Genomic DNA, 12,792 nt, shown 5'->3' on the forward strand with positions numbered 1-12,792 from the left:
TCCGTCATACGGTTACTGGCGGCGGTGCGAGGCGATCGCCTCGTACACCATGCCGACGAGCAGGTCGTCGGCGTCCCGGCGGCCGAACTCGCTTGCCGCGCGGGACATCTCGTACAGCCGGTGCGGGTCGGCGAGCACGGGCAGGACGTTCTGCTGCACCCACTCGGGGGTGAGTTCCGCGTCGTCGACCAGCAGCCCGCCGCCGGCCTTGACCACCGGCTGGGCGTTCAGCCGCTGTTCGCCGTTGCCGATGGGCAGCGGGACGTAGGCGGCCGGGAGTCCGACGGCGGAGAGTTCGGCGACGGTCATCGCGCCCGCACGGCAGAGCATCATGTCGGCCGCGGCGTACGCGAGGTCCATCCGGTCCAGGTAACTTACCGGGATGTAGGGGGGCATTCCCGGCATCTGCTGCACATGCGGCAGTTCGTTCTTCGGGCCGACCGCGTGCAGGATCTGGATGCCTGCCTGCTGGAGCCACGGCGCGACCTGCTGGACGACCTCGTTGAGGCGGCGGGCGCCCTGGGAGCCGCCGGAGACCAGCAGTGTCGGCAGGTTCGGGTCGAGCCCGAACATCGCACGGGCCTCGGGGCGCACGGCGGCCCGGTCGAGGGTGGCGATGGTCCGGCGCAGCGGGATGCCGATGTAGCGGGAGTTGCGGAGCTTGCTGTCCGGGGTGGAGACGGCGACCTGGGCGGCGTAGCGCGAACCGATCTTGTTGGCCAGGCCGGGGCGGGCGTTGGCCTCGTGGATGACGATCGGCACACCGAGGCGCTTGGCGGCGAGGTAGCCGGGCAGGGCCACGTAACCGCCGAAGCCGACCACGCAGTCCGCCTTGGTGCGCTCCAGGATCTGCTCGGTCGCCTTGATCGTGCCGCGCAGCCGGCCCGGGACGGTGATCAGCTCGGGCGTCGGCTTGCGGGGCAGGGGCACCGCGGGGATCAGCGCGAGCTCGTAGCCCCGCTCGGGTACGAGCCGGGTCTCCAGGCCGCGCTCCGTGCCCAGGGCCGTGATCCCCACGGTCGGGTCCTGCCTGCGCAGGGCGTCCGCGAGGGCGAGCGCGGGCTCGATGTGGCCGGCGGTCCCCCCACCGGCGAGTACGACATGCACCGAAATTCACCGCTCTCCGGACGAACGCGCCGCCGAGGCACGCCGTCGCATCGTGTTCCATCTCCGAGGCTCCCGGCCGGAGCCGGAGCCTCCCGCACGCTTTCTACCAAAGCGGGGTTGCCGCATAGAAAGCGCCGCCCGCGCAGCGGGCTCGTCACGCGCGAAGGCGATCAGCAGCCCGATGGCGAACATGGTCGGCAACAGGGCGGAACCACCGTAGGAGAACAGCGGGAGGGGGACGCCGGCGATCGGCAGCAGACCGAGCACCGCACCGATGTTGACCACCGCTTGCGCGGTGATCCAGGTGGTCACGCCTCCCGCGGCGTACCTCACGAAGGGGTCCTCCGTGCGTCCGGCCACGCGGATACCCGCATAGCCTAGAGCCGCGAACAGGGCGAGCACCGACAGCGTCCCCGCCAGGCCCAGTTCCTCACCGGTGACGGCGAAGATGAAGTCGGTGTGGGCTTCGGGGAGTTGGCCCCATTTCTCCACACTCGCACCCAGTCCGGAACCGAAGATCCCGCCCGAGGCGAGCGCGTAGATGCCGTGCACGGCCTGCCAGCAGGAGTCACCCGGGCCGGGGTCGGTGGCGCCGAGGCACTGCAGGCGGGCCATGCGGTTCTCGCTGCTCTGGATGAGGAGCACGCCGATCGCGCCGGCGACCGACAGCACCCCGACGAACAGCCGGGTCGGGGCCCCGGCCAGCCACAGCAGGCCGAACAGGATCGCCGACAGGATGATCGCGGTGCCCATGTCGCCGCCGAGCATGATCAGCCCGAGCAGCATGAACGCGACCGGCACGAGCGGCACCAGCATGTGCTTCCACTGCGACAGCAGCCTCTTGTCCTGCTTGCGGGCGATCAGGTCGGCGCCCCACAGCACGAGCGCGAGCTTGCCGAACTCGCTCGGCTGGATCTGGAAGGAGCCGCCGAGGGCGATCCAGTTCTGGTTGCCGTTGACCGCGACTCCTATCCCGGGCACCTGCACCAGTGCCATCAGGAAGACGGCACCGGCGAGGATCGGGTAGGCGAGTGCACGGTGCAGCTTCACCGGCATCCGGGAGGCGGCGAACAGCAGACCGGCGCCGATCACCGCGGCCAGGAGCTGCTTGCGGAAGAAGTACGACCCGCCGAGCGACATCTGCAACGCGGTGATCTGGGAGGCCGAGTAGACCATCACCAGGCCCAGCACCGTGATCAGCAGGCTGCCGCCGAGGATCAGGTAGTACGCGGTCAGCGGCCGGTCCCAGGCCCGGTTCGCACGTGTGTAGAACCGTCGTACGGCGTTGTCCCCCGGTGGCCCGGCAGCCACCGGACGCCGGACGGCCCGCTGTGCGGGAGGGCCTCCCGTACGGCTACCGGGCATCCGCGCTCACCGCCTCACCGTGGGAGTACGTACCGTCCAGCCACTTCCGAGTCACGCGTCCCTCCACATCACGGCGGGGTCCCGTAGCACCCGCAGTGGCCGAGACCCGGCGTCAGGCGCCCGCGCCGAGTTCGCGAACCGCCTCCGCGAACGCGTCACCGCGCTGGTTGTAGTTGGCGAACATGTCCATCGAGGCACAGGCGGGGGCGAGGAGCACCGTGTCACCGGGCCGGGCCAGCCGCTTCGCCTCCTGGACTGCCGCGAGCATCGCCCCAGTGTCGGTCCGGTCGAGGTCGACGACGGGTACTTCCGGCGCGTGTCGCGCGAGGGCTTCACGGATGAGGGCGCGATCCGCGCCCATGAGCACGGCTCCGCGCAGCCGCTTCGCCGCCTTGGAGACCAGTTCCTCGAAGACGGCGCCCTTGGCGAGGCCGCCGGCAATCCAGACGATGGAGTCGTACGCCGCCAACGAGGCTTCTGCCGCGTGGGTGTTGGTGGCCTTGGAGTCGTCGATGTACGCCACACCGTCCACGTCCGCCACGTGCGCGATGCGGTGGGCGTCCGGGGTGAAGGCCCGCAGGCCGTCCCGTACGGCCTTGGCGGGCACCCCGTAGGCCCGGGCGAGGGCCGCCGCAGCGAGGGCATTGGCGATGTTGTGCGGGGCCGGCGGGTCGACGTCGGCGACCTCGGCGAGCTCCTGGGCGTTCTTGTGCCGGTTCTCGACGAAGGCGCGGTCGACCAGGATGCCCTCGACGACGCCGAGTTGGGACGGGCCGGGGGTGCCGAGGGTGAAGCCGATGGCCCGGCAGCCCTCCTCGACGTCGGCCTCGCGGACCAGGTCCTCGGTGGCCTTGTCGGCGACGTTGTAGACGCAGGCGACGCGGTTGCCCTCGTAGACACGGCCCTTGTCGCGGGCGTACGCCTCCATGGAGCCGTGCCAGTCGAGGTGGTCCGGGGCGAGGTTGAGGACGGCGGCGGAGTGGGCGCGCAGGGACGGTGCCCAGTGCAGCTGGTAGCTGGACAGCTCCACGGCCAGGACGTCGTACTGCTCGTCGCCGAGCACCGCGTCCAGGAGCGAGACGCCGATGTTGCCGACGGCCGCCGTGCGCAGGCCCGCCGCCTTGAGGATCGAGGCCAGCATCTGGACGGTCGTGGTCTTGCCGTTGGTGCCGGTGACGGCCAGCCAGGGCGCGGCGTCGGGGCCGCGCAGCCGCCACGCCAGTTCGACGTCGCCCCAGACGGGGACGCCGGCCTGCTCGGCGGCGGCGAACAGCGGCTTGTCCGGCTTCCAGCCGGGCGCGGTGACGATCAGCTCGGTGCCGTCGGGCAGGGTCGCCCCGTCGCCGAGGCGGACGGTGATGCCGAGCGCCTCCAGTTCGGCCGCCTGGGCACGCGCGCGTGCGTCGTCGCCGTCGTTGACGACGGTGACCTCGGCGCCGAGGCCGTGCAGCACCTTGGCCGCCGGGATCCCGGAGACGCCGAGTCCGGCGACGGTGACGTTCTTTCCCTGCCAGTCGGTCACTTGTCCGCTGCCCATCCCGCGTAGAAGAGGCCCAGTCCGACAATCACACAGATGCCCTGAATGATCCAGAAGCGGACCACGACGAGTACTTCGGACCAGCCCTTGAGTTCGAAGTGGTGCTGGAGTGGCGCCATGCGGAAGACGCGCTTGCCGGTGAGGCGGAAGGAGCCGACCTGGATGACCACCGACATGGTGATGAGCACGAACAGGCCGCCGAGGATGGCGAGCAGCAGCTCGGTGCGCGAGCAGATCGCGAGACCGGCGAGCGCGCCGCCGAGGGCCAGCGAACCGGTGTCGCCCATGAAGATCTTGGCGGGCGAGGTGTTCCACCACAGGAAGCCGAGGCAGGCGCCCATCAGCGCGGAGGAGACGACGGCGAGGTCGAGTGGATCGCGGACCTCGTAGCAGGCGTTGGGGTTGGGCAGGATCTGCGCGTTGGCGCAGGACTCCTGGAACTGCCAGACGCCGATGAAGGTGTAGGCGCCGAAGACCAGCACGGAGGCACCGGTGGCGAGGCCGTCCAGGCCGTCCGTCAGGTTCACGCCGTTCGACATGGCGAGGATCATGAACAGCGCCCAGACGACGAACAGCACCGGGCCGATGGACCAGCCGAAGTCCTGCACGAAGGAGAGCTTGGTGGAGGCCGGGGTGTTGCCCCGGTTGTCCGCGAACTGCAGGGAGAGCACCGCGAAGGCGATACCGCCGAGCAGCTGGCCGGCCATCTTGGCCTTGGCCCGCAGACCCAGCGAACGACGCTTGACGATCTTGATGTAGTCGTCCAGGAAGCCGACCAGACCCATGCCGGCCATCAGACCGATCACCAGGATGCCGGAGAACGTCGGCGGCTTGCCCGTGATCAGCTTGGACAGGAAGTACGCGGCGATCGTCGCCAGGATGAAGGCGATACCACCCATGGTCGGCGTACCGCGCTTGCTGTGGTGCTCGCGCGGGCCGTCGTCACGGATGTACTGGCCGTAGCCCTTGCGGGCCAGCAGTTTGATGAGCAGCGGGGTGCCGACCAGGGTCAGGAACAGACCGATGACCCCGGAGAACAGGATCTGATTCATCATCGGGCGGCAACCTCACCCTCGGTACCGCCCGCGAGCAGCGCCTCGGCGACGCGCTCCAGACCGACCGAACGGGACGCCTTCACGAGTACGACGTCCCCCGGGCGCAACTCGCTGCGCAACAGGTCGACCGCCGCCTGTGCGTCGGACACGTGCACCGACTCCTCACCCCACGAACCCTCGTTATATGCGCCCAGTTGCAGCCAGGACGCTTCCCTGCCCCCGACCGCGACGAGCTTGCTGACGTTGAGCCGGACGGCGAGCCGTCCGACCGCGTCGTGCTCGGCGAGCGCCTCGTCCCCGAGCTCGGCCATCTTGCCGAGCACCGCCCACGTACGGCGTCCCTTGCCCATGGCCGCCAGCGCGCGCAGGGCGGCCTTCATGGACTCGGGGTTCGCGTTGTAGGCGTCGTTGACGACCGTCACGCCGTCCGGGCGCTCGGTGACCTCCATCCGCCAGCGGGAGAGGGAGCCCGCCTCGGAGAGCGCGGTGGCGATCTCTTCCGCGGACATGCCCAGCTCATGGGCGACGGCGGCCGCGGCGAGCGCGTTCGACACGTGGTGCTCACCGTACAGGCGCATCGTCACATCGCTTGCACCGGAGGGTGTGCGAAGGAGGAAAGCAGGCTGTCCGCTGTCCGTGAGTCTGACGTTCTCGGCGCGTACGTCCGCTTCGCCGGACTCTCCGAAAAGGATCACCTTCGCCTTCGTACGGGACGCCATGGCCCGTACGAGGGGATCGTCGGCGTTGAGGATCGCCGTACCGTCCTCCGGCAGGCTCTCGACGAGTTCGCCCTTGGCCTGCGCGATCTGCTCGCGGCCGCCGAACTCGCCGATGTGGGCGGTGCCGACGTTGAGGACGAGGCCGACCTTCGGGGGCGTCAGATCGGCGAGGTAGCGGATGTGGCCGATGCCCCGGGCGCCCATCTCCAGGACGAGGAACCTGGTCTCGTCGGTGGCGCTGAGGGCGGTGAGCGGCAGCCCGATCTCGTTGTTGAGCGAGCCCGGCGTCCACACGGTGGGGGCCTTGCGCTGGAGGACCTGGGCGATCAGGTCCTTGGTGCTGGTCTTGCCCGCCGAGCCGGTCAGGGCCACGAGGGTCGCGCCGAGCCGGCGTACGACATGGCGGGCGAGGGCGCCGAGGGCCTTCTGGACGTCCGCGACGACGATCGCGGGCACGCCCACGGGGCGGGAACCGAGGACGGCCACCGCCCCGGCCGCCACGACCGCCGACGCGTAGTCGTGGCCGTCCACCCGCTCGCCGACGAAGGCGACGAAGAGGCTGCCGGGCTCCACTTCGCGGGAGTCCCGGACGACGGAGCCGGTGACCTGGACGGCCGGATCCGGTATGTCGTACGTCTGCCCGCCGACGACTTCTGCGATCTCGGCGAGAGAGAGGGCGATCACAAGTTCATCCCTGGGTCTTCTGGATAGCTTCGCGGAGCACCTGGCGGTCGTCGAAGGGACGGACCACTCCGGCGATGTCCTGGCCCTGCTCATGGCCCTTGCCCGCGACCAGCACGGTGTCACCGGGCTCGGCACGGGCGACGGCCGCGGCGATGGCGGCGGCCCGGTCCTCGAAGACCTGCACCTCGCCGCGCTCGTGCGAGGGCACGGAGGCCGCGCCCTGGAGCATGGTCGCGAGGATCGCGAGGGGGTCCTCGGAGCGGGGGTTGTCGGAGGTCAGTACGGCGGTGTCGGCGAGCCGGGCCGCGGCGGCGCCCATCGGGGCGCGCTTGGTCGCGTCGCGGTCCCCGCCGCAGCCGAGCACGATGTGCAGCCTGCCCTCGGTGACCTTGCGCAGGGCCTTGAGCACCGACTCGACGGCGTCGGTCTTGTGGGCGTAGTCGACGACCGCCAGGTAGGGCTGGCCGGCGTCCACGCGCTCCAGGCGTCCGGGGACTCCGGGGACGGCCGCGATGCCGTCGGCGGCGGTCTGCGGGTCGAGACCGGCAGCGGCGAGGGCGACGATGGCGGCGAGGGTGTTCGCCACGTTGAAGGGGCCCGCGATCGGCGACCTGGCGGCGATCCGCTCGCCCTCGGGCCCGATCACGGTGAACGTCGAGTCCATGGGGCCGATCTCCACGTCCTCGGCACGCCAGTCGGCGTCCGGGTGACCCTCGGCCGAGAAGGTGACGACCGGGACGCCGGCCTCCTTGGCGAGCCTGCGGCCGTACTCGTCGTCGACGTTGACGACGCCGAGCCTGCTGCGTTCCGGCGTGAACAGCTGTGCCTTGGCCCGGAAGTAGTCCTCCATGTCGGAGTGGAACTCCATGTGCTCCGGGCTGAGGTTGGTGAACACCCCGATGTCGAAGACGCAGCCGTCGACCCGGCCGAGGACCAGCGCGTGACTGGAGACCTCCATGGCGACCGCCTCGACACCGCGCTCGCGCATGACGGCGAACAGGGCCTGCAGGTCGGTGGCTTCGGGGGTGGTGCGCTCGGACTTGATGCGCTCGTCACCGATGCGCATCTCGACCGTGCCGATGAGCCCGGTGGAGCGGGCCGTCCTCAGACCGCCCTCGACGAGGTAGGCGGTGGTGGTCTTGCCGGAGGTGCCGGTGATGCCGATCTGGAGCAGGTCGCGGCCGGGGTGGCCGTAGATCGTGGTCGCCAGTTCTCCCATCCGGCCCCGCGGGTCCTCGACGACCAGGACCGGCAGTCCGGTCGCGGCGGCCCGCTCGGCGCCGGTCGGGTCGGTCAGCACGGCGACCGCGCCGAGGCCGGCGGCCTGCGTGACGAAGTCGGCGCCGTGCAGGCGGGCACCCGGGAGGGCGGCGTACAGGTCACCGGGGCGGACGGCACGTGAGTCATGGGTGATGCCCGTGACCTCGACGGCCTTGCCGGCGCCGTCCGGCGTGGTGGCACCCACCTGGTCGGCGAGTTCCGCGAGGGGTGTGGCGGAGACCTGCGCCGGCCTGGGCGGCCCGGGATACGTCACGGGATGCCCCTTCTGGGTGGTTTGGGACTGATCAGCGTGTGGCACGGCGGTGAGCGTACCGGGCGCACCCGCCTGTGAGCGAAGTGAGGTGCGGGCGGTGCCCTGGTTCCCGGGCTCGGGGGTGATCGTTGTCACGAGGTGGTTCCTGGCTGCTCGGTGCTGATCAGAGTGGTCGGACGGTCAGGGCTTGTAGCCGACCGGGAGCTTCGCGGGCTTGGCCCCGGTCGGCGGGACCTGGAGGGTCTTCAGGGCGAACTCCATGACCTTCTTGTAGATGGGCCCGCAGATCTGGCCGCCGAAGTAGTTGCCCGCGGTGGCGTTCTGGATCGCGCAGTAGACCGTGACCCGGGGCTTGTCCGCGGGCGCGAATCCGGCGAACGACGAGGTGTAGCCGCGGTACCTGCCGGTGGCCGGATCCACGCGGTTCGCCGTACCCGTCTTGCCCGCGACCCGGTAGCCCGGGATGCGCGCCTTGGTGCCGGTGCCCTCCCGGTCGTCCACCACCGACTCCAGCATCTGGGCGAGGGTCTTCGCCGTCTTGGCGCTGACGACCCGGGTCTTCCTGGGCTCCGGCGCGGGAGTGAACTGCCCGTCGGGTCCCTTGGTGCCGCGTACGAGCGTCGGCTCGATGCGTACGCCGCCGTTGGCGACCGTGGAGTAGACGGAGGCCGCCTGCATCGCGTTGATGGACACGCCCTGGCCGAAAGGAATCGTGTACTGCTGCGAGGTCGACCAGGTGTCCGGGGCGGCGAGGATGCCCGCGGTCTCTCCGGGGAAGCGGAGCCCGGTGGGGCTGCCGAACCCGAACTTGCGCAGGTAGCCGTACAGGACCCGGTTGGCCTGCCGCTGGGTCTTGCCCAGCTGGCCGGTGGCCAGGATGGTGCCGATGTTGCTGGACTTGGCGAGCACGCCGTTGAGCGTGAGGTACCAGGTCTCGTGGTCGATGTCGTCCTTGAAGGCCCGGTCGCCGCGGTGCAGCCGGTTGGGCACGACGACATGGGTGCCGGGCGTGGCGACGCCCTCCTCCAGTACGGCGGCCATCGAGATGACCTTCGCGGTGGAGCCGGGCTCGTAGGCGTCCTGGACGGCGGCGTTGCCCATGTTCGCGCTGCTGGCCTCGGAGAGGTCGTTCGGGTCGAAGCCGGGCGAGTTGGCCATCGCGAGGATCTGGCCGGTGCGGGTGTCCTGGACGATCACATAGCCGCGGTCCGCCTTGGACTTCCTCACCTGCTCGCTGATCGCGTTCTGCGCGGCCCACTGGATGTCGCGGTCGATGGTGAGCTCGACGTCGCTGCCGGGCACGGCCGGCGTCTCGGTGGAGTTGACCGTGGGCACCTGGCGGCCGCCGGACTGGGCGTAGCGGATCTCGCCGTCCTTGCCGGACAGCCGGTTGTTCAGCTGCTGCTCGATACCGCCGCCGCCCTTGCCGTCGGCGTTGACCCAGCCCAGTATCCCGGCGGCGAGGTCGCCGTTCGGGTACACGCGCTTGCTGCTGGCGACCGACAGGACACCCGCGAGCACGTTGACCGTGCCCTTGTCCTTCTCCGCCTTGGTGGCCAGCGCGGTCTTCAGATCCTTGATCTGCTTCCAGACCTGCGGGGTCTGGCGGCTCGCCAGCAGGGTGTAGCGCAGGTTCTTGTTCTCGGGCCGCAGCTTCCTGACGATGGCGTCCTGCTCCTGGCCGAGGATGGGCGCGAGGAGGGCGGCGGCCTGTTCGGGGCCGTCGTCGATCTTCAGCTGTTCGCGGCTGAACAGCGTCGGGTCGGCCGTGATGTCGTACGCGTCCACGCTGGTCGCCAGTGCCACGCCGTTGCGGTCGGTGATCCCGCCGCGTTCGGCGGCCAGGGTGTAGCCGACGTACCGGTTCTTCTCGGCCTTGGCGGCATAGGTGGCGGCGTCGACTCCCTGCACCTGGAGCAGCCGGACGACGAAGGCGAGCAGGACGAGGGTCAGGGCCAGGCCGATCATGCGCAGCCGGGGGCGGGGGCTGCCGAGCCGGATGACGCCGGAGGCGCCGGGGCGGGGCCGTGCCGGGCGGCGGGCCGGGCGGGCACCGGGCCCCGGACGCCGCTGGGCACCGCCGGAGCGGGCGGGCCTCGCGGGACCGGGTACGCGGCGGCCGGGCGGTTGCCTTGCTGAGTTATCGACCACTTCCGTCACCTGCCGGGCGTCGGGTACGGGGAGGACTGGGCGAGCGGGGTCGGCTGCTGGGCGGACGGCGCGTAGCCGGGGTCGGCGGTGGTCTCCGGCGACGGGTACGCGGACGCGCCGGAGAGCTGCGGGGTGGGCACGGGCCCGGTGGCCGGCGGTGCCGTGGGCTCGCTGACGAGGGCCTCGGGGGCCAGGACCGGGCTGTACGCGGAGTCCTCGTCGGCGGGGGCGGGACTGGGGACGCCCTTGACCTTGCCGTCGGGGCCGAGGAAGGCGGGGTCGCCGCCGGGGACCATGCCGAGTTCGCGGGCGCGGCGCTGGAGGGCGTCCGGGGCGGAGTAGGCGTCGATGTCCCGTTGCAGGGACTGCTCCTCGTCGGTGAGGGCCTTGGTGTCCCGCCGCAGGTCCTCCAGTCGGAACGCGCCCTCGCTGAGTGCGGAGTTCAGCACGAGGAGCCCGATGAGGCCGCCGCCGAGCAGGAGCACCACGAGGAGGACGAACGGGGTACGGGCTGCCCTGGCGCGCCCCGCGGGGATGAGCCGCGCGAGCCGGGCGGCCCGCCCCCTCAGTTCGGGTTTCCTGCTCACTCGCCCTCCCGCGTCCGGTTCTCCCGCTCGTCGGTGTGCATGCCGGACCCGGGCGCCCGCCCCTGCCTCGTGCCCCTCATTCGATGGACTCCCTGATGCGCTCGGCCCCGCGCAGACGCGCCGGTGCCGCGCGCCGGTTCTCTGCGACCTCTTCCTCGGTGGGAAGTTCGGCACCGCGCGTCAGCAGCTTGAGCCGCGGCTGGTAGCGCTCGGGGACGACGGGCAGTCCGGGCGGGGCGGTGGAGGTGGCGCCGGCCGCGAACACCTGCTTGACCAGCCGGTCCTCCAGCGAGTGGTACGACAGGACGGCGATCCGCCCGCCGACGTCGAGCGCCTCCACGGCGGCCGGGATCGCCCGCTCCAGGACGGAGAGCTCGCCGTTGACCTCGATGCGCAGCGCCTGGAAGGTGCGCTTGGCCGGGTTGCCGCCCGTGCGCTTGGCGGCCTGGGGCAGGGCGTCGCGGATCAGCTCCACGAGCCGCGCGCTGTTGCTGAACGGCTCCTTCTCCCGCTCCCGCACGATCGCGGACACGATCCGCTTGGCCTGCTTCTCCTCGCCGTACGCGCGCAGGATCCTGACGAGTTCGCCGGCCGGATAGGTGTTGAGGACCTCGGCGGCGCTGACGCCGGTGGTCTGGTCCATACGCATGTCGAGGGGGGCGTCCTGGGCGTAGGCGAAGCCGCGGTCGGCCTCGTCCAGCTGCATGGAGGAGACGCCGAGGTCGAACAGGACGCCCTGCACGCGGGCGATGCCGAGCCTGTCCAGGACGTCCGGGAGCTCGTCGTAGACGGCGTGCACGAGCGTGGCGCGCTCGCCGTACGGCGCGAGCCGCTCGCCTGACAGGCGCAGGGCCTCCTTGTCGCGGTCGAGGGCGACCAGGCGGGCCTCGGGGAACTGCTGGAGGAGAGCCTCGCTGTGGCCGCCGAGGCCGAGTGTGCAGTCGACGACCACCGCTCCCGGCCGCTGCAGCGCGGGGGCCAACAGGTCCAGGCACCGCTGGAGCATCACCGGGACATGTCGACTCTGGCTCAAGGGGCCCTCTCAGATCCGGCGGGCGCCGCACGCACCGCCGGGTCCCCGCCCGCTCGTGAAGGGGAGGCCTGCCGGCGCCGGAAGCGTCAGCCGACCGGGAGCGGGAGGAGGCCGAGCCGTACGTACGCGCCGCGCACGCGGGGAGACCTCCGGAAAATCACCGGGGTCTCCGGGGGAAAACAGTCCAGCAGGGAGAGTCGCCTCCCGCTTCGCGTCACTTTAGTCCACCGTGTCTCGCGGTCAATCAACCGGCCTGCGCGTCGCCGATTCGGGTTCGGACGAAGCCGCGCAGCGGGTGAAATCGCTCGTATGGGCGCACTCACGCCACCCCTGTGGGTTAGCTCACAACCAGGCCCAATGGCCTTCTTTGTCCCGCCTCACCGCGCGACCGTCCGGGAGGTGACCAGTAACGTCATGGGTATGACGACATCTGCATCGGTTCCCGCCGGTCCCCAGGGTGCGATAGCCGACCGCGGCACGGTCACCGACCGTCTCGTCGAGGCGAACGAGCGATACGCCGCCGCTTTCACCGATCCCGGCATGGACGCCCGCCCCGTCCTGCACGTCGCCGTGGTCGCCTGCATGGACGCCCGTCTCGACCTGCACGCCGCGCTCGGTCTGGAACTCGGCGACTGCCACACCATCCGCAACGCCGGTGGCGTCGTGACCGACGACGTGATCCGCTCGCTCACCATCAGCCAGCGCAAGCTCGGCACCCGCAGCATCGTGCTGATCCACCACACGGGCTGCGGTCTGGAGGCCCTCACCGAGGACTTCCGCACCGAGCTGGAGCTGGAGGTCGGACAGCGGCCCTCGTGGGCGGTGGAGTCCTTCCGGGACGTCGACCAGGACGTACGCCAGTCGATGCAGCGGGTGCGCACCTCGCCGTTCCTGCTGCACACGGACGACGTGCGGGGCTTTGTCTTCGACGTGAAGACGGGTCTGCTGCGCGAGGTCGACCCGGCCTGACCGGCCGCGGTCCCGCCCTCCACGAAGACGCGCGGGCCCACGCGACCACCC

Annotated in this window: 10 protein-coding genes; 1 reads left to right on the top strand and 9 read right to left on the bottom strand. The window is 71.0% G+C overall.

The annotated features are described in order from the left end of the window. Positions 1 to 12: 12 nt before the first annotated feature. From murG to rsmH, 9 genes are all read right to left on the bottom strand, one after another. Positions 13 to 1,107: an undecaprenyldiphospho-muramoylpentapeptide beta-N-acetylglucosaminyltransferase gene (murG, locus tag ACFYNL_RS06740; protein WP_388797755.1), complete on the bottom strand. Its 1,095-nt coding sequence runs from the start codon at positions 1,105 to 1,107 to the stop codon at positions 13 to 15. Positions 1,108 to 1,113: 6 nt separating this feature from the next. Beyond that, complete coding sequence (ftsW, locus tag ACFYNL_RS06745; protein ID WP_388797758.1) at positions 1,114 to 2,472, bottom strand: putative lipid II flippase FtsW; 1,359 nt, start codon at positions 2,470 to 2,472, stop codon at positions 1,114 to 1,116. Positions 2,473 to 2,584: 112 nt separating this feature from the next. Beyond that, positions 2,585 to 4,009, bottom strand: coding sequence for a UDP-N-acetylmuramoyl-L-alanine--D-glutamate ligase (murD, locus tag ACFYNL_RS06750; protein ID WP_388797761.1), 1,425 nt, complete (start codon positions 4,007 to 4,009; stop codon positions 2,585 to 2,587). Then, positions 3,991 to 5,064 carry a phospho-N-acetylmuramoyl-pentapeptide-transferase gene (mraY, locus tag ACFYNL_RS06755; RefSeq protein WP_019755615.1) on the bottom strand — a complete coding sequence of 358 codons (1,074 nt, stop codon included), beginning with the start codon at positions 5,062 to 5,064 and terminating at the stop codon, positions 3,991 to 3,993. Before mraY ends, murD begins: the two co-directional genes overlap by 19 nt. Further along, on the bottom strand, positions 5,061 to 6,467 hold the full coding sequence (gene murF / locus ACFYNL_RS06760) for a UDP-N-acetylmuramoyl-tripeptide--D-alanyl-D-alanine ligase (protein WP_388797764.1): 1,407 nt from the start codon (positions 6,465 to 6,467) through the stop codon (positions 5,061 to 5,063). The genes mraY and murF overlap by 4 nt, the downstream gene beginning before the upstream one ends. 4 nt (positions 6,468 to 6,471) lie before the next feature. Beyond that, entirely contained in the window at positions 6,472 to 8,001 is a 1,530-nt protein-coding gene (locus tag ACFYNL_RS06765; RefSeq protein WP_388797767.1) for a UDP-N-acetylmuramoyl-L-alanyl-D-glutamate--2,6-diaminopimelate ligase, read from the bottom strand. Positions 8,002 to 8,181: 180 nt separating this feature from the next. Continuing rightward, entirely contained in the window at positions 8,182 to 10,161 is a 1,980-nt protein-coding gene (locus tag ACFYNL_RS06770; protein WP_388797769.1) for a peptidoglycan D,D-transpeptidase FtsI family protein, read from the bottom strand. Next, entirely contained in the window at positions 10,158 to 10,739 is a 582-nt protein-coding gene (locus ACFYNL_RS06775; protein ID WP_388797772.1) for a hypothetical protein, read from the bottom strand. The genes ACFYNL_RS06770 and ACFYNL_RS06775 overlap by 4 nt, the downstream gene beginning before the upstream one ends. A gap of 76 nt (positions 10,740 to 10,815) precedes the next feature. Beyond that, complete coding sequence (gene rsmH / locus ACFYNL_RS06780) at positions 10,816 to 11,772, bottom strand: 16S rRNA (cytosine(1402)-N(4))-methyltransferase RsmH (protein ID WP_388797775.1); 957 nt, start codon at positions 11,770 to 11,772, stop codon at positions 10,816 to 10,818. A gap of 420 nt (positions 11,773 to 12,192) precedes the next feature. Here rsmH and ACFYNL_RS06785 point away from each other — a divergent pair, with 420 nt between their 5' ends. Continuing rightward, positions 12,193 to 12,741, top strand: coding sequence for a beta-class carbonic anhydrase (locus ACFYNL_RS06785; RefSeq protein WP_388797778.1), 549 nt, complete (start codon positions 12,193 to 12,195; stop codon positions 12,739 to 12,741). Positions 12,742 to 12,792 lie beyond the last annotated feature (51 nt).

Origin of the sequence: Streptomyces sp. NPDC007808 (assembly GCF_042868655.1) — a bacterium.
Taxonomy (GTDB): domain Bacteria; phylum Actinomycetota; class Actinomycetes; order Streptomycetales; family Streptomycetaceae; genus Streptomyces.

Excerpts from the sequence above, each read along its gene's own strand:
- ACFYNL_RS06785 (WP_388797778.1), top strand. The coding sequence starts at position 12,193 with ATGACGACATCTGCATCGGTTCCCGCCGGTCCCCAGGGTGCGATAGCC.
- mraY (WP_019755615.1), bottom strand. The coding sequence starts at position 5,064 with ATGATGAATCAGATCCTGTTCTCCGGGGTCATCGGTCTGTTCCTGACC.
- murD (WP_388797761.1), bottom strand. The coding sequence starts at position 4,009 with ATGGGCAGCGGACAAGTGACCGACTGGCAGGGAAAGAACGTCACCGTC.
- ftsW (WP_388797758.1), bottom strand. The coding sequence starts at position 2,472 with ATGCCCGGTAGCCGTACGGGAGGCCCTCCCGCACAGCGGGCCGTCCGG.